Below are 16469 nucleotides of genomic sequence, written 5' to 3'. Positions count from 1 at the left end.
GCGTGAGTTTTACACACTCAGCAAGGGATCCATTTTTTGCGGGCAAGCTCAATCACTACGTCGGTCCAGGCGGAATCGGGTCGACCCAGATCGGCAAGTACTCGGCCGTCGGTACTTTTTTGGCGGCGAATATCGGAAGGAAGGCTATTTTCGTTCCAAGCCTCTCGCTGGTCGCCGGCGAAGTGTCTTTTAATGACGGCCGACACACTTTCGCGTGGCTTCGCGATCACGGCCTCCGGGTATTGCCGGTCGAGGTCGGGCGTGCGTATGAACAAATATTCAGACGACGGTTTGAAACCACCGAGCGCGTCGGTCAGCTCGCTACCCAGTCTCCCTGATCTTTCTCAGCCGTTCACGTGACATGGTGCGGACGATCGAACCGCGTCCGCCCATTCCAGTAAGCCATGGTTGGTCACTGGTAGCGGTGGCGCCTTAGGCGAAGTCGCATACTTGACCCAGCACGTAGTCGCGTGGTCCTTGTCGTCGCCCGCCAATTTTTGCCGTTTTCGATAGAGGGCATCGGTCAAGGCAGACGCCGCCGAAGGATCGTTCAGACGCCAGTAACCGATCGCGAAGATGTCTGCGAATGCCTCGCGCCACAGCACCGTCGGCCGGCGATCTTCGACCACGAGAAAGCTATCGAGATCGTGGACCGCGGCTACGTCTCGCGGCGCGATCGATCGGTGTCCAATACCATTCGTCGCTTCCGGAGGGAGATCTCGCGAGACGTCGACGCAGTGTCCGAATTCGTGCATCAGAATGCCGCGTTCCCACAGCTCGGGATCGACCTCGCCAGGTGGCGAAAAGGTCTTCATGAAGACCGGTTCATTGAAGCCCAGCAGACAGTATCCCGCGCGGATCGCCATATTGGCGCCCGACGCATTAGGTATCAACAGCGTGGTGTTGGCCCAGTTAGAGCCCTTGTCACCAAGCACAAGGATCTTGCCAAAATTTTCCCGTGCATACGCGCGGACAGCTGAGAACCCATTCGGGTCATTGAGGAATGCATTCCGTTGCGCCTCGAACGCCGCTTGCGAGCGGTCCGTCAAGAACAGTCCATTCAGCAAGACTGCAAGAAGTGCAAAAGCGGCAACCAAAATGGATAGCAAGAAATACGAAACGCGCAGTTGAAGCAGGTCGGGGCGCCGATTGTCGCGCTGCGACGAAGCGTCCTGTTCGTTGAAGAGAACCCGCACACGCACTGTCGCGATGCTCGCGAGCAACACGCAAACCACCACGTTTATCGTATCAACCACCGACGCGGTGATGTGCGCCAACATGTGTGCGAATGCCGAGCCCACAAGTGCCCACAGCAATGCGGCCAAGCCCAGCCATGCCCCGGGATTCTTCCAGATGGTCTTCATTTGTTTTCGAGTTTCTTAATAGGCCTGCATAGGTTCCGGCCGGACGCTGGACACCGTGCTTGGCCGTTATTGGAAGGCGGCCGATATACCCACAGTCTTCGCGGCCCGCGTCGCTCTGTCGCTTGCCGACATCGGATGAAGGTTGTTCGCGCCTTCGTCCACCGGCCGAATCAACGTCACTAAAGTGACCCAAGTCGAGCCGGAATTTCGTCGTCAGGATAGAGGTGCATCGCCGTCACAACACCGGCCACTCCTTCGAGGTCGGGAAACAACACGGCCCGGCTGATGCCGGCGATTTTCAGCTCTGTGCGCATTCGCCCGAACGCACGCGCAGGGATCCTTACGTAATGCAACCGATCCTTATATGCCTGGTTCGTATCGAGAGATACGAAACTGATCCGCGCATCGTTAACGTGCCCCCGATGCAGGCTGAACCAGCCATCTTGTGCCGCGATCCGACGCGACACGTGGCGCGGTTTCAGAAGCGGCGTGCGCTCGACAGCGAGTGCATCAGAGCGCTCGTCGTCGCGAATCAGGTCCTTTCCGGTATATCGAAGAATCCAGACAGCGGCGTCCGGCGCACGCCTGCGGCCCTTTGTCGGCGCTGCCGGCTGATGAATCGCGAACCAGAGCGCGGCGAGCGCACTGCCGCTCCAGTCGAGCAAGCGAGTCGGCATATTGTGATGTTGCGCAATCGCCAGCCAGTCCGCATCGCCGAGATCGACGGTCGATTCGAGATGCGGTATCGCCCGCTCCTTAAACTCCCGCAACATCGCCTGCTCAGTGTCGGCCCACACGCGAGGGTGTCGCGCGATGCTTGGCTTGAGCATCCACTGCTCCTCGCGCTGACCTCGAAAAAGGACCTTCGTGTCGCCGTCGATGTGTCGGTTGATCGCCTGAAGATAGCTCGCTAGGCTGCTAACCGTCGCAATGTGTTGTTCGGCACGGCTCGTCAGTGAAATATCGTTCGCTTCTCGCATAGCGCCCTCACGCAGCTGGCGTCAACTTCGCATAGGCGATTTTCTCGAGGCGAACACGATCCGCGCGAGCTTCGACGGACTGCGATGTCCCCTGAGTGTCAACGAGCGCCTCCCACAACGCGAATGCGCCACGGGCCTCCCCGACCGCGAGCCCGAGACCATAGCTGCCGAATTCGCAAGTGGCGGCACGCTGCATCGCGTCGTGAATCTCGCGCTCGGCGCGTTTGGTGATCTGTTCGTAGGTCAGGCTGTTCATGTGTGGTCCCTCAGGTGGTTGTATTGGTCGTGTTGTGCCACGGCCTCTGTATGGCTGTCCGGTACCGATAGCGCTGCGGCTGCGTTCGTGCAGCTGGTTTCTACGAGAAAGCGACGATCGTGGGCAATTTCATACGCCGCGTCGACTCGCTCGCTTGGATGCTGATTTTATAGACCTCGTTGATGCTCCGGTTCGTGGGGATCGAGGATCGAAGGTGACCCGATCGCAGCGCGCAAGACAAAGGCGGTGAGCTCGCGCGCCTTCTCGGCATCGATCTTTCCCGCAGCCCCTTGATGAGAGAGTTCGGAACGGGCGTCATACAGCGCGGCGGCCAACTTCGCTTTCTCGGCGGCTTCCGGTCCGGATTGCCCTTCCTGATTAGCCGCACGAATGACCAGCGCGCGGAGCGCCGCTTTGTGGGATACCCGCCTGAGGTTCCCCAATGCCCCTACGATACCCGGATCACCCAGATCATTCGCCTCTCGAATCTTCTCCTCGATCCATCGGACAACCTTCTCGTCTCGCTTTGCCTGCGTCGACAGGGAATCGAGGATCGTCATGTACGTCAGGAATTTCGTCCGCGGCAGATTTTCGTAACTCGCCACCATCCAAAGTTCCAGGGCGGCCAACAAACGCTCGTCGGACACGGGCGGGCACTGGTTTAGCCCTTCCAACAAGGCGGCGGGATACCGAACCATTCCATATCCGCCAGCCCACAGCGGAGAGGAAATTTGGTCGGCCGGTACCAGTGTGATCTCGGGGCCGTTAAAGATCGCTCGCCCTACCGCAGACGCCGGTGCTTTTTGCGGCTCGGAAGCCGGAATGCTCAAAACGACATTACCAACGGCGCCTGCAAATACCGAGAAGGCTGGGATTCGCGTGCGAAGCGTCTCTATGAGGCGCTGAGCGTCCGACTCGTTCATCGCGTCGAACAAGAGCCAGTGGGTCCACTCCCTGGCCATATCGGTCGGTTCGCCGACGGTCGGAGCCGCGAACAAAGTCGCGCGATGTCCGAATAGCGTCACGGAAGCACCCGTGGCCTGCGAAAAGTCGCCGCCGCGCATCTCAAACGGCACATGCAGCCGGAATTGTTTTTGTTCAATGGTGGTCATGGTTTCCTTCGATCACGTTGCGTCGGCTGCTCTAACTGAATTTTTGCTCACCGTTTTGGAGGCGAATCCTGCAACCGGCCAGCTCACCGTGCTCTCTACGCGGAGTTTTTCCGGGCGAGCCGTGCATGGTACTTCGCCGCCTCACGGCGCATCCGCGTCTCTTCAGGCGACACATAAATTGACGTCGTACCGAGCGACGCGTGTCCGAGCGTGCGCTGCACGACCTCGAGTGCGACGCCGGCGGCCAGCATCTGGGTGCCGACCGTGTGCCGGAACGCGTGCGGCGACGTGCTCGATAGCTTGCGGCGCTCGGCCTCGCTCAGGTCCGGCATAAATTCGAGCAGTTGCCCGATTGCCCATTGCGTGAGCCCGCGCGCACCGCGCACAGAGTAGCCGCCACCGGTTGTGACGCCGGCGCTCTCTTCCTCGCAGTCGACGGGTTCGCCGAATTTCTTGCGCGCACGCGGCGTCGGCGGGATGACCAGCGGCGCCACCAGGGGCACCCCGGGCGGCTTCGCCGCGGCCGCCGCGTCGAGATCTTGGCCGCGATCACGCCAGTGCGCACGCAGCGCGTCGACGCACTCGTCGCTGATCGGCACGTAGCGTTGCTTGTTGCCCTTGCCGATCACCTCAAGCAACCAGCTGGCCGGCGCGTCGTCATCCGCCGGCATCCAGACGAGTCCCGTACGCGTCGCCGCGGCCGCCTCGGCGACCCGCAGGCCGCCATCCCCCATCAGCAGCAGCAACGCACGCGCGGCGCGCCAGCGCGGCCCGCTCGGACCCTGCAGCTCACTCCGTTCGGCCAGCGTTGCGCGCACTCGCGTCCAGAGGTCGAGCGGTAACGCCCGCTCCACCTGCAGCTTGCGCACGCGCCTGACGACGCTCGGATCGGCGACCGCCGCCCAAGGATTGCCAGCCAGGTATCGCACCGCCACCAGCCAAGTGAATGCCGCGCGAATCGCGCGCACCGCGTAACGCTGGCTTTCCGGTGACAGGCCGCCCGGCGCGAACGGTCGCCACTGGCGACTCGTGCGCGCTACCGGTGGCCCCGTAAAGCGCTCGCCCGGTGCGGCGAGAAACGCCTTGTACGCCTCGCAATCCTCGACCCTCATCGACGACAGCGCGACGCCGCGCTCTGCCACGCACCACAGCACCAGGCGCTCGAGCTCCTTCCTGTAGACCCGCTGCGTCGCAGGCCGGTCGTCGTATCGATGCAGGTACGCCCGCACCGCGTCCAAGTCGTGCGCCGCGCCGAGATACGCGAACACAGGAGCGCGGTTTGCCCCGTTGGCACCCGACAACTCGACGGGAAGTGTCAGGCGCTCGAGCGGGGCCAGCTGGCCGGCGCCGGCGGTGACGCTCGCCGACGTCGGCGCGAGCGCGTCGCCGGCGTCGACCTCGACAGCGACGGCCGCGCCGATCGACGCTGCGTGACGCTTGAGCCAAGCGACCAGCACCCGGGCGCGACCGATGCCGACGCGCGGCACCGATCGCCACCACTGCCCGCCGCGGCGATTCACGAACGCGACGAGCTCGCCGAGCGTATGGATGCCCTCGCTCTCGAGGCGCGCGGCAACGAGCGGCCGGAACCAGCGGCCCACCGGATGCTCGGCCTGCGGCGTTGCGATCGCCCATTGCGCGGCGACCTGCTCGATCAGCTGCAGCGACACGGGTGTCAGGCGCGGCTCGCCGTATTTGTCGATCGCCGCCTGCAGGTGGGATTTCAATACCGGCGACCCATCGCGCAGGGCCGCCGCGACCAGGTCGTCGCGCATCGTGCGCAGCAGCTGCGCGACGTCGACCGGCTCAACGGCATCGCGGTCGAAGTACAGGCGCTCGATCGTCTCGAGCGGCAGACCTTTCACCCGCGCGCGCAGCGCCGTGAATTCGGTACGGCTGTAGCTGCGCAACGGCATCTGGGTCAGCTCCTGGGGGCGATTTGCCATGGTTTAGCCTGCAGGAATGGGGGATACAACCGTGTCGGCCGTAGTGACACGCTGCAGTCGCTCGAACGCGGCGACATAGCGATGCATCGGTACCGCGGCCAGCTGCGCATCCAGGTGCGCGAGCACGTGCTCGACCGCGGCACGCTCGAGGTCGGTCAGCGCGCCCGATTCGCCACGCACGGCGCGATCGGCGCAGTCCTGCAGGGCTGCCTCGGCCCGACGATACGGTCCCGGCTCGACCGGGTCGAGGAAGTACGCGAGGTAGATCGCATTCAAGAGCGTGGCCAACTGCGCGACGTCGTCATGCGCGTTGCGCATTGCAGCCAGCGCGACGTGGTGCTTCAGCTGGATGCGGCGCAATTCGGCGGCCGGAATCGGCAGCAGCTGCGCCCGTGTCAGCGGCCGACGGTTACGGGTGGTCGCTTTTCTCATCAGCTCGGAAAATTCGACGACCGCACCTTGGCACAGCGCTCGCATTGATACGCGTGGAGCCCGCTGTCGTTCAGGATGTAGTGGTAATGGGTATGCTGCACCCAGCGATGCGCCCCCATCAGGCACGCTAACCGTGCCATCCAATGGCGAAACATGATGTCCTCCGGACCGGTTGGTGCATGCCGCTGGTGCGGCGCTTAATTCGGGGTTGAACGGGGACCGGAGCCGCCGCGTGGGCGCTCCGGATGCCTGATGTGACGGTGGTCACTCGGCCGTCTCGGCGTGAGCCGACCCGAAGGCTTTGGCCCAACTCTCGTCCGTGATGTCGTCGAGCGTGGCAATCGCGGCCGCGCGCGACGCGTCGATGGTCGACGCCTCACTCTTCGGCACATGCATGCCCGTCAGGACGTCGGAAACCGCAAAGCACTGAACATCATCGAGTCCGACGATCGCATGAACCGCCCATGTCCGTCCGCGGTGTTCGAACGGTATGCCGATCACTTCGACATCGCCCGTCCGCATGGCGAGCGTGAACACGACGCCGTTGACATACTGCGGCGCCGGCCTGGCCGGCGGCTTCTTCTTGGTAGTGCGAGCCATTAGGTCACTCCTAATCAGCCTGATTGAGAATTTCGACTTCGAAGCCGACCGGCCATCCATGGGTACGGACCTGCAACGCGTCCTCGGCGATCAATTCCGGGACAACGTCGTGGTAGTCCTCATCCTGCGGCGTGATCATCAGGATCGCGCTCGGCACGCCTTTCGCTGCAGCGATCTGGCCTGCCAGCCGCTTCAGCTCGGCAGTCCACTGTTCGACCTGGCGCGCAAGGACTTGCTGTTCTTCATAGGTCTTCATCGTTGGATTTCCTTGTCAGTTCGGGGTCAATGATGTCGCCGAATGCGGGCGACAGGCGTTCCACATCGTATTTGCCCAACACGCGACCTAAGCGCATGCCCACAGTCGATCGACCGATCTTTTCCAGGTAGATCATCGCGCCGGCACACATACTTTCTTGACCGCTTGCGACGTAGTGACCGTCGTCATCCCACACACCGCCGGTACGCGTGTTGTGGACGGTCTTGTGGCAGTGAAATGCGCTGTGATCGTTGCGCACCAGTCGTTCGATGATCCCCTCTAGGCGTCCCGGCGCGAGGATGATCGCGTCATGCTTGCGGAACGGGCAGTTCTCGCACGGGCGACGCAGCTTGAAGTAATTGTCGAGGTCGGCGCTCATTGGCATTTTTCTCAAAACCCGTATTGATCGTCGCCCCAGCGCCGCAGCACCCGGTAGTCGTGCTCGGGCAGTACGATCAGGCCCGCCTCGGCCGCCTCGAGCACGCGCTCCATCTGCCCGCTCAGGATCAGGTTGCCGTGCAGACCGTAGAAGTACCAGGCGAAGCGATGGCCGATGCGCTCGTCGAACTGCATCAGCTTCCCGTACAGGCTGTATACGTCCAGCTTCGCGGTGTTCTTCAGCGCCGCGATCTTGCGCGTGTGGGTCCAGCGCGGTATGAAATCCATCGCGCGGCCGGTACGCGGATCGGTGTAGTCCTCGGTGCTGAAAACCCACCGCTGACAGACGCGCTCGCCCGCCTGGCCAGCGCTTGACGCAGCCCAGTCGTCGAAAAAGCGGCGGCCGCGCCATTGTTGGTTGTCGTAGCCCGGCGTGAGCTCGCGCACACTGGCCACCCGCGATTCGCCCGTGTCGAGGTTCCGCTCGACCAACTCCCGATCGCCGTCGCGCTGCCGGCGCTCGTTATAAGTCGTCTCGGCGAGCGCCGCAAAGTGCTTCACGTCGATCACCGCCTCGAGCCGATAGCGCGGCGAGCCGAGCGTGCGTCGCTCGAAGCGAGCGACCGGCATGTCGTGCCAGCCGGACCGCAATTCATGCACATCCGGCACGCGCCAGGGCGTGCTGCGCGGAAACACCTCACGCTCGACGAATTCCTGTTCTTCCCAGATTTCGAGCTGCACGAAATTGTCCTGATCACCGCCACGGTCAAATACGAAGTAGTGCAACAGCGGCGGGACGTCGACCAACTGATAGCCGGAATCCCGGTGCGCGAGCAACACGTCCTCCACCGAGCCGCCGTGCGCGTCGAGCTGGGCGTCGATCCACGCGTGATAGTCGGCTGCGATCTCGCGGCCGTCGGCATCGATCACGCGGGCCGGCCGTTCAGAGAACTCGTCGCGTGTGACCGCGTAGCGCGCGCCGCGATAGTCGGTGCGGGTCGCAAACGTGGTCAGCAGCGCGGCGTGCTTCGACGTGACCGGGGTCGCCGCGACGACCGTCGCGAGCACGTCGGTCTGCAGTTCGTATTCTTTGCGCATTGCGCGCTCCTGTCAGAGTGAGTCGGGTTACCAGCCAATCTGCCGGGCCACGTAGTCGGGATCGACGGCGAGCCAGAGCGTATGGGGCTCGCGCTCGGCGCCGGCACGCAACAGAACCTCGACGCCCTTTTTCCCCCACTTCGTGCGGGGCGTGATGCCGACAACTTGATCGGTGCGCAAGAAGTGTGGCCCGCTGTCGTCGACGATCCGAACGGCGATCGGCTTGGTCGCGCCGATCCGGTGATGGACCTTGCCGGCCACGATCACGTAGCGAAACGGGACATCGCTGCTCGTGCCGGGGAACAACCGCTGCGCGTCGGCCAGCTGCGAGTCGGACAACTCGTCGTAGGTCTTGATGATCTCGGTCATGGTCTCGTTCTCTCGCTTCCTTGTCGGTCGGCAAGCGCTGTGGGCACAGTCGCGCGCGCGGTAAGTCTGCCAAATGCCCGCCCCTCTCGGGGCGGGCGGAGTTGTCAGTGGAGCATCGGTCCGAACAGCAGGCCCAGTTTGACGCTCCAGTACAGCAGTTGGGCGCCGGCGGCCGCGCACTTCAGCCAGAGAGTCACCGTTTCGAGTTTCATCGGGGCACACCCTTTTCCAGTTAATGTGCCCCGTATAGGTGTTCAAACTGATGATGGCCGTGACGCAGACGCGTTATTTCCCCGAAACCGAATCGCCCCTCGAATCCTGCGGCTTCTGCACACCGTGTCGCTGCGCGCTCTCGCCCTTCGCCGCCGCCTCGAACGCGGCCTGATATCTGGGCGCCAGGACATCCCAGCTATCCGGATAGTCGGCCGGTAGCGCCGACCGCAACCGGGTATGAAGCGCCTCGCCCGAAGTAGCCGCCGATACGGCGCGCGGGTCGCGCGGCAGGCCCGTGTCAACATCGGTGCTCGGTTCGCCTGATGCCCGATCGGCTCCGTCGACTTCGCGCAGCAATGCGCGGGCGGCCGCCAGCTCGCCGTAGACATGTTCCATCGCAGCAGTCCAGCCATGTGCGAAGGCCGGCTTCCCGATCTCGCCGTAGCCCACGGTTTCCGGCACGCCGGCTTTCACGGCCTCGAGCACGCTTCGCAGCTCGTTGAGCACGCCGCTATGGGTATAGAGGCCCGCGCGGCTCAGCTGAGCGTCTGCGATGGCGATCGCTTCGGTTTTGGCGTTCATTGTGATCTCCGGTATCGGGGCGTTCAGGCGGAAGCGACCTTCGCGGCGCACGCTTCGGCCAGCGCGCGAGCATCGGTCGCCCACGGGGTCGCGCCGGCCTCCTCGGCCGCGTTGCGCAGGAAGTGCGCGGCGTCCTGCCAGTCGCCGGCGGCCACGGCTTTCCAGGCCAAGCGGCAGCGCGTCACCTGGTCGTCGGGTGCGTCCAGCAGCAGGTCGTAGGCAGTTTTCATCGTCGCTCCTGGTGAAGGCGTTTCGGTCAGCGGCGCGGCGCGCGCTGCTCGAGGTGGATCACGTTCGACCGCGCAAACGTCACGCGCTCGGGAATGAAGAAGCCGCGGTATTCGTCGCCCACGTCGGCCGCGCCAACAAATTCCGTCACATACGCCCCGTAGCTCTCTTCGTCGGCGAGGCCGTCGTGCACGCGATCCAGACACACGGTCGCGCGCAGGCGCGGGCCGTCGACCGGCTGCAGCTCGACCACGTCGCCGCGCTCGATGGTGTCGCGCGGGCGATCGCGCAGCGCGTCGCAACCGCGCGTCATCGGGCCCGGCGCTGGCGCGAAATCGCTCGGATAGCGATAGCCCCAGGCGCGGCGCAGCAGCGGCCAAGCGGTGGCCGGTATCGGCGCTTCGCCCGCCTCCCAGCGCTGCACCTGACGCGGCAGCACGCCCAACAGCGCGGCGGCCTGCGCCTGGGTGCGCCGGCCACGCACGCGCAGGGCCTTGAAGGCCGCCGCGGTCGGTGCCGGCGCCGCGTCGGCGGGATGCGGGCCGAGCGGGTCGCCGGCGAAACCGGACGGCAGACCGTCGAGCGTCACGCCTCCGTCCCACTCGAGCGCGACGATCGCGCCGCACTGGGGGCACGCCATACCCTCGCCGTCGTGCGTGTCATCGGGTCGGCGCGTCTCGCCACGGTGGCCGCAGCCCGGGCAACGGTACACGTACAACACCGACATGAAGCCTCCTGAACAGAACCCGTCTTAAAGACGTATGACTCAGCATAGCACGTCTTTAAGACGTGTCAAACACTTTCGTAATCCGCTCTTCCGGGTTTTTCTACATTAAACGCAATGCCGATAATAGGAGTTATCGGCATTGACGATGCGCTACAAAGACCCGGCCGCAGCCGGGTCAGGTTCGGTCAGCGAGCGCTTTCGATCTCAAGTGCGATCGCCAAGTCGCGCGCATTGGCCGGTTTCAACGACGCGCGATTCAGGTCCAGCGTGATGTCGAAGCCCTCGCCCTGTTCATAGTCGGCGTCCACGCCCTTGCGCGCGAAGAAGTTGCGCACTTCCGTGACGGTCTCGTCGCGCAAGCGCTCGAGGCCAAACGCATCCTTCAGCTCGTTCGCCGGGATATTGAAGTGGTAAACCTGGTCGCCCGAACGGGCCACCCGTTGGATCGCGCTGTTGACAAACGCGTCGTACGCGCCCTGCAGGTAATCCTTATTCAGCGGCATTTCGCCCTCCATCTGGGATGTTTTCGGCGATTATACGGGCCGCTTCTCGCGTGTCAATCAAATTCTTAACGGACTCTTGACCGAGTCTTATAGATCGTGTCCGATCTCCCACCCTGCTTCTGTCGTCGGTTCTCGCGCTTTACTTCCCGGGCCGGCCGCTCACGCAGCGGGCTCGTCATCCGGTGGTTCGGGATCTGGCAGGAACGAGATCTGGCCTGGCGGGATGATGAAGCTCGGCAACCAGTCGTCGAGCGCCGTACACACGCGCTCGTAGGCTGCGTCAAGCCCGGAACCGTCCGGTGCGTTGGGGGCGTCCGGAAACAAGCGCCGGCCGATCTCGATCATGTCGTCATCAAGGAAGCCGTATCGCCCCTTTTGCAGCATGGTCCACAGCGCATCGTAGCGCTCGGCCTCGAGGGACATCAGACCGACCGACATCGCGTCGGCGATCCGGAACTTCATGTAGCCGATGCACCACTCAAGGAACATCTGCTGGACGGCCGTCATCGGGGGTATCACTTCGCCATCTCCTCCGCCGCGCCTGCGTATCGCAGGACGGCCATTGGGATACCGTATGCGCCGGCCCGTCAGGCGGCGCTTACTGCGCGCCCCGGGACGCGTAGGCCGTGCACACGATGCACGCGGCGAACGTAATGACCGCCGGTTGGCTCCAGCCGAGCGCGAGGCACCCGACCGTCAATGAAAAGGCCAAAATCGCCGCACCGCCGAATCCGTTCATCCCCGCTTCAATTCTGTTCTCAGGCGCAGTGTCGTGCGTCGGTGGCGCCCATCGTGCCGCCGGCGGCCGCCACGCCGCGTTACGTCGCCGATCGCAGCCAGTTTTCGACCGGCAGCCCGGCGACCCGGGTGAATTCAGCCGTGTTGTCCGTGACCAGGACCGCGTCGACGGCCAACGCATGCGCGGCGATCAGCATGTCGTTGGCGCCGATCAGCTGGCCTTGCTTCTCGAGCTCGGCCCGCAACCGCCCGTAGCACCGGTCCGCGTCGGGCTGCAGCGGCAACACGGTCAGGCTTGCGAGCAGCTGCTCGACGCGCTGCGCGAGCGCTGACGAGCCACGCTTCCAGACGCCGAACCGTAACTCGGCGGCGACGATGATCGAGGTGCACACTTGCTCCGGCGGAGTTTCTCCGATCCGGGCGGCGCATGCGCCGCGCGGGTCGCGGATCACGTTCGACAGGATATTGGTGTCGAGCAGATACAGCGTCATTCGATGTCGACCGGTTCAGCCGGAAGGTCCTCGATGTCCGGAAAGGTCTCGTCCAGCGGGGTCCATTGGGCGAACAGCTCGCGCAAGGGCGCGGCCTCTACGGGCTCAATGATCAAGCGGCGGCCTTCCCGGTGGATGGTGACCTCCGAAACCGGCAGTTCGAATTCGCGCGGGATCCGCACGGCCTGGCTTCGCCCGTTGCGAAACAGGCGCGCGTGGCGGGTGTCATGGGTGGGCATGGGGTACCTCCAATTCAAACGGTCTGGCATATGCCACAGCATATACAAGCCAACGCGAATTCGCAATGCACTCATGTCCATGTCGGCGCACCGATCGATCTTGCTGCTTGGAGTAAATCACTTGCTGTTGCGGGCCCGTTTCGGTTCAAGTGGGTGTTCGCGACTCACGCTCCGTGCAGGTTTGTCGGCGCGCAGCCCGCGAAACGACGGATGACGCAACTGTCCGGTCGGCGTCCACTCGAGAAACGCTACTTCGGCAACGAACTCCGGCTTCAGCCAGTGGAATTCGCGGTCGGCGTCGGGTTCCGGCGCGCGGACGAACGGCGAGCGCCTGCGGCCCAAGGATGCAAGGCGGTCTTCAAATACCCGTGCCTGGCGGGGCGCGAAGCGCGGCGCGACGTGCCCGACGTAACGCAGCTGTCCGCCTTCCTCGTACACGCCGAGCAGAACCGCTCGCACGCCCGCGGTGGCGCCCTTACAGCGCGAAAATCCGCCGATGACGAACTCCTGGCGTTTACTGCATTTGAGTCTGATCCAGCGGTCCGATCTTCCCGAGCGATACGGCGCGTCCACCCGCTTGCCCATGATTCCCTCTAGGCCGAGGGCACACGCCGAGGCCAGCATGGCGTCGGGGTGGGCATCGATCGCCTCAGAGAAGCGCCCCTCGTTCCCGAGAATTTCGGCCTCGAGCTTCGTTAGCGTGGCGCGGCGTTCTCGCCACGTCCACGGCCGGAGATCATTGTTGTTAAGCCACATCAGGTCGAAGACGACAAGCGAAATTCCTGCAGTTCGACGTCTATCAAACGCATTCTGCAGGCCGTTGAAGTTTGGCCGCCCCTCTGTATCGAACCAGACGGCCTCCGCATCAAGCCACGCACCGTTGACCGGCAATCGTTCAAGGGCGGACCTCAGGTGCGGTAGTCGGGCAGTCCAGTCGTGGCCGTTCCTGGTGAAGATTCGAACGTCACCGGCGTCGATACGCGCGAGCATCCGGTAGCCGTCGAATTTGATCTCATATCCCCACTCTCCTGACGTTGGGGGTTCTGCAGCAAGCACACCAAGCGACGGCTCGATGAATTCCGGCATGCGTCTATTTCTGGCTACTGGCGTCCGGGCACGGATGCCGCGCTCACTTGTCCACCGCCCCATATGCCCTCCTCGCTTTGAAGGTATGTGGGCAATCTATATGCCCGTTGCCTGGGGCGTTTGACTAGGCCAGACCGATCTTGGCTCGAGCCAAGATCGGCCGTCCAGAGAGTGAATGCACTGTTCAGGATTGGTGGCAATCGTAACCTCCCCAATCTCAGCAAGGTGCTTCCGCGGAATCTTGGCTCGAGCCAACTCGTGGGCATCTTGTGAGACTCCCTATGGAAACCCGTCTTGGCTCGAGCCAAGACCGTTTAGAACCGAGGTTCATATGTGACCATTCAACATCGGATCTGCGATCTTGGCTCGGGCCAAGCCTGTGGTATTTTCGATTTCAATCGTTGTTACTTGACCACATTCCGTAAAAATCACAAAAAAATATAACGATTTTATTGACTTATTTTGATTGAAGAATAAAACTCCGAACGTCGAAACGAACACTTTCCGATGGAGGTGAAATGGTCATCACAGTTGGGGCGGAAAAAGGCGGCGTTGGGAAGACACGCTTAGCAACGCACATAGCAGCGTTAGCTGCAACGAACGACGTTGACGTGGTTCTTCTCGATACGGACAAGCAGGGGTCCGCGATGAGCTGGTCACGAATTCGAAACGAGGAGGGCGTTACACCAGCCATTCCCGTGCTCGCTCTTCCGGCGAATCCAGCACGAGAGCTGGCAAATCTTGCCAACAAGTACACCCTCGTCGTGGTCGACATCGGTGCGCAGAACTACCGGACGATGCTCGAATGCGCACTGTTATCCGATCTCGTGTTGGTCCCGTGTGGGCCTGATCAACAAGAGGTGGAGTCGACCCTGAATGTCTTCGCGACCCTTAAAGACATGGGGCCGCGGCATGAAAGCGGGGAGATCCCTGCATACGTGGTGCTCACTCGGGTGTCGCCGGTCGAAGGATCGAAGGCGACTGCGGAATTGCGAGCATATTTGAAAAGCGAAGACATTCGACTTTTCGATTCACAGATCCCACAGAGAGAAGCTTGGCGTGCGACGGGCAAGACCGGGCGGGCCGTTCACGAGCTGAAGGGCCGTGATCGGTCGAAGAAGGCGCTAGACGAGATGGAGGCGGTCTATCGGGAAATCATCGAACGGATCAATGGTGCGGAGGTCAAGTAATGGCTACGTTTAAGAAAAAAGCCGTCGCGGTCGAACGGGTTGCAGCGGTGGAAGATGCCGCTTCGTTGGCTCCCATCGTGGGCGATCCGCGCATGGCGCCGCCTGCGGCGACTGTCTCCCAGCTTCGGGGGGGCGAGGTTGGCTCGAGCCAAGAGCCTGCTAGATATGAAATTGGGCAAACGTATGAAGTCCCAGTTGGCAAAATTAAATCGAATTCTGTTAACCCAAGGGCCATCTATACAGCTTCTTCGGTATCTGAAATGGCGGAGTCGCTCGCGGCCCGCGGGCAGGGGCAGTCCGCGAGTGCCTATCAGGATGAAGCGGGCGACCTCGTACTAATTGACGGAGAGAGGCGCCTTCGCGGGGCTCGCACAGCAGGTCTTCCTACGCTGCGGCTTGAGATCCGGCCGAAACCAGCCAGTGAGCGGGAGCTGTATGAGGAAGCCCGCGCTGCTAACGTGGAACGGAAGGATCAGAGCCCGCTCGACGACGCGATCAAATGGAAGGAATTGCTATCGCGGAAAATCTATCCGACGCAAGCGGCTCTCGCCAAAGCGTTGAAGCTCGGGGAAGATCATGTAAGCCGGACTCTGTCGCTTTCTCAATTGCCGAGCAAGATAGTTCAAGCCGCGGCTGAATATCCCGAACTTCTTTCTCTCAAAATGCTGAACGCAATTCGAGAATTCTGGGAGGTGAAAGGGGAAGATGAGACCCTCGACCTTATCTCCGAAGCGGCCAAAAGTGGAATGGGTTACCGCGATGTAGCTGCTCGCCGTAAAGCTGCTGCGAAAGGGACGGTTCGCCGGCCCAGGTCGACGCGTGAGCAACTGACCTTCCGCGGAGCGAAGGGCGAGTTTAAATCGTTTGAAGAAGATGGCCGGATCGAGTTGAAGCTGAAGGGGCTGGCGCCGGACGTCGCGGCAGAAATCAGCGAAAAGATTTTGGCTCTCTTTCCGAAGGAATAGCGCGGCTGTTAGAGCGGGAAGCGAGTTGGAATCGATAACGGGGTGTCCCCTTGATGACGCAGGAGGACGTTGCTCACGCGACCGAGCATGGTACAAGGCTATCGTTTATGCAGCGATGGAAGCTAGCGTTGCCTAGTAGCTTGGACTCGTCTCTGGAGCGATGGAGGGTGACGTTCTTCCAGCGATGCTCTATATGGGGCGGGCACGAGCGCGGGAGTGTGTACTCACCTTGCAGCGCGGCAGCCTGACGGTATTGTCTCGTTCTTCCAGCGATGCTGACAGGGCGGGGTCGTCTCTCCAGCGATGGTTGGGAGGACCACTATGTCTCGCAGTGTCGTTCATCCAGCGATGATTTGCCGTTCCGACGCGGCTCTGTTGGCGCGGAGGTATCGTGCTTACAACGATGGATAGGTGGATTAGAAAAAGATTAAAAGAAGATTAGGCGCTGTGGACAACAGCGGTAGCCGATTGATTACAAAGATGTTTTTTGCAAGGCTCGCTCGCTGGAAGAACGATAGTGGCATCGCTGGCGATACGAGTGCTGCCTCGCTGGAGGCACGATTGACCACGTTGGAAGCACGATAGGGGCATCACGCTGGAGGAACGAGGAACATCGCTGCAGTGACGAACGTGCCGTGATACCTCGCTGGAGGCACGATAGTCTCGTTGCGGATTTCGGCGATGGTGATCAATCGTTTCGGCGAACGTGATCAGTC

22 protein-coding genes are annotated in these 16469 nt (G+C 62.4%); 3 read left to right on the top strand and 19 right to left on the bottom strand.

The window, feature by feature from the left end:
* A partial coding sequence (locus ACSHSS_RS27555) for a hypothetical protein (protein ID WP_445545771.1) occupies positions 1 to 338 on the top strand: 338 nt, incomplete at its 5' end.
* A 6-nt stretch (positions 339 to 344) separates the two neighbouring features.
* On the opposite strand, the gene ACSHSS_RS27550 is transcribed toward ACSHSS_RS27555, so the two are convergent.
* The 19 genes from ACSHSS_RS27550 to ligD form a co-directional block, all read right to left on the bottom strand.
* On the bottom strand, positions 345 to 1364 hold the full coding sequence (locus ACSHSS_RS27550) for a hypothetical protein (protein ID WP_058904000.1): 1020 nt from the start codon (positions 1362 to 1364) through the stop codon (positions 345 to 347).
* 179 nt (positions 1365 to 1543) lie between these two features.
* Positions 1544 to 2344: an FRG domain-containing protein gene (locus ACSHSS_RS27545; RefSeq protein WP_063812477.1), complete on the bottom strand. Its 801-nt coding sequence runs from the start codon at positions 2342 to 2344 to the stop codon at positions 1544 to 1546.
* Positions 2345 to 2351: 7 nt separating this feature from the next.
* On the bottom strand, positions 2352 to 2600 hold the full coding sequence (locus ACSHSS_RS27540) for a hypothetical protein (protein WP_058904001.1): 249 nt from the start codon (positions 2598 to 2600) through the stop codon (positions 2352 to 2354).
* A gap of 167 nt (positions 2601 to 2767) precedes the next feature.
* The gene (locus ACSHSS_RS27535) at positions 2768 to 3712 is read right to left on the bottom strand and encodes a hypothetical protein (protein WP_058904002.1); all 945 of its coding nucleotides are present in this window, start codon (positions 3710 to 3712) and stop codon (positions 2768 to 2770) included.
* Between the two features lie 95 nt (positions 3713 to 3807).
* On the bottom strand, positions 3808 to 5658 hold the full coding sequence (locus ACSHSS_RS27530; RefSeq protein WP_058904003.1) for a phage integrase family protein: 1851 nt from the start codon (positions 5656 to 5658) through the stop codon (positions 3808 to 3810).
* A 3-nt stretch (positions 5659 to 5661) separates the two neighbouring features.
* Positions 5662 to 6135: a hypothetical protein gene (locus tag ACSHSS_RS27525; protein WP_244110392.1), complete on the bottom strand. Its 474-nt coding sequence runs from the start codon at positions 6133 to 6135 to the stop codon at positions 5662 to 5664.
* Between the two features lie 219 nt (positions 6136 to 6354).
* Complete coding sequence (locus ACSHSS_RS27520; protein ID WP_058904004.1) at positions 6355 to 6690, bottom strand: hypothetical protein; 336 nt, start codon at positions 6688 to 6690, stop codon at positions 6355 to 6357.
* A gap of 10 nt (positions 6691 to 6700) precedes the next feature.
* The gene (locus ACSHSS_RS27515) at positions 6701 to 6946 is read right to left on the bottom strand and encodes a hypothetical protein (protein ID WP_058904005.1); all 246 of its coding nucleotides are present in this window, start codon (positions 6944 to 6946) and stop codon (positions 6701 to 6703) included.
* The gene (locus ACSHSS_RS27510) at positions 6933 to 7325 is read right to left on the bottom strand and encodes a hypothetical protein (protein WP_058904006.1); all 393 of its coding nucleotides are present in this window, start codon (positions 7323 to 7325) and stop codon (positions 6933 to 6935) included. Before ACSHSS_RS27510 ends, ACSHSS_RS27515 begins: the two co-directional genes overlap by 14 nt.
* Before the next feature lie 11 nt (positions 7326 to 7336).
* The gene (locus ACSHSS_RS27505; RefSeq protein WP_077021546.1) at positions 7337 to 8422 is read right to left on the bottom strand and encodes a hypothetical protein; all 1086 of its coding nucleotides are present in this window, start codon (positions 8420 to 8422) and stop codon (positions 7337 to 7339) included.
* 27 nt (positions 8423 to 8449) lie between these two features.
* Positions 8450 to 8791, bottom strand: a complete 342-nt coding sequence (locus ACSHSS_RS27500; RefSeq protein WP_058904008.1) for a hypothetical protein — start codon at positions 8789 to 8791, stop codon at positions 8450 to 8452.
* A gap of 285 nt (positions 8792 to 9076) precedes the next feature.
* On the bottom strand, positions 9077 to 9586 hold the full coding sequence (locus ACSHSS_RS27495) for a hypothetical protein (protein WP_058904009.1): 510 nt from the start codon (positions 9584 to 9586) through the stop codon (positions 9077 to 9079).
* Positions 9587 to 9609: 23 nt separating this feature from the next.
* Positions 9610 to 9816, bottom strand: coding sequence for a hypothetical protein (locus ACSHSS_RS27490; RefSeq protein ID WP_058904010.1), 207 nt, complete (start codon positions 9814 to 9816; stop codon positions 9610 to 9612).
* 26 nt (positions 9817 to 9842) lie between these two features.
* On the bottom strand, positions 9843 to 10541 hold the full coding sequence (locus ACSHSS_RS27485) for a hypothetical protein (protein ID WP_077021547.1): 699 nt from the start codon (positions 10539 to 10541) through the stop codon (positions 9843 to 9845).
* Between the two features lie 185 nt (positions 10542 to 10726).
* Positions 10727 to 11044, bottom strand: a complete 318-nt coding sequence (locus ACSHSS_RS27480) for a hypothetical protein (RefSeq protein ID WP_244099866.1) — start codon at positions 11042 to 11044, stop codon at positions 10727 to 10729.
* Between the two features lie 159 nt (positions 11045 to 11203).
* Positions 11204 to 11551, bottom strand: coding sequence for a hypothetical protein (locus ACSHSS_RS27475; RefSeq protein ID WP_058904013.1), 348 nt, complete (start codon positions 11549 to 11551; stop codon positions 11204 to 11206).
* A 311-nt stretch (positions 11552 to 11862) separates the two neighbouring features.
* Positions 11863 to 12273 carry a type II toxin-antitoxin system VapC family toxin gene (locus ACSHSS_RS27470; protein ID WP_058904014.1) on the bottom strand — a complete coding sequence of 137 codons (411 nt, stop codon included), beginning with the start codon at positions 12271 to 12273 and terminating at the stop codon, positions 11863 to 11865.
* On the bottom strand, positions 12270 to 12512 hold the full coding sequence (locus tag ACSHSS_RS27465) for an AbrB/MazE/SpoVT family DNA-binding domain-containing protein (RefSeq protein ID WP_058904127.1): 243 nt from the start codon (positions 12510 to 12512) through the stop codon (positions 12270 to 12272). The genes ACSHSS_RS27470 and ACSHSS_RS27465 overlap by 4 nt, the downstream gene beginning before the upstream one ends.
* 117 nt (positions 12513 to 12629) lie before the next feature.
* Positions 12630 to 13598 carry a non-homologous end-joining DNA ligase gene (gene ligD / locus ACSHSS_RS27460; protein WP_230205784.1) on the bottom strand — a complete coding sequence of 323 codons (969 nt, stop codon included), beginning with the start codon at positions 13596 to 13598 and terminating at the stop codon, positions 12630 to 12632.
* A 518-nt stretch (positions 13599 to 14116) separates the two neighbouring features.
* Between ligD and ACSHSS_RS27455 the strand changes: the two genes are divergently transcribed.
* Both ACSHSS_RS27455 and ACSHSS_RS27450 read left to right on the top strand, forming a co-directional pair.
* Positions 14117 to 14788, top strand: a complete 672-nt coding sequence (locus ACSHSS_RS27455) for a nucleotide-binding protein (RefSeq protein ID WP_058904016.1) — start codon at positions 14117 to 14119, stop codon at positions 14786 to 14788.
* Positions 14788 to 15753, top strand: coding sequence for a ParB/RepB/Spo0J family partition protein (locus ACSHSS_RS27450; RefSeq protein WP_058904017.1), 966 nt, complete (start codon positions 14788 to 14790; stop codon positions 15751 to 15753). The genes ACSHSS_RS27455 and ACSHSS_RS27450 overlap by 1 nt, the downstream gene beginning before the upstream one ends.
* The last annotated feature ends 716 nt before the right edge of the window (positions 15754 to 16469 follow it).

The organism is Burkholderia sp. BC1, assembly GCF_052683555.1.
This window is presented reverse-complemented; position numbering and strand designations above follow the sequence as displayed.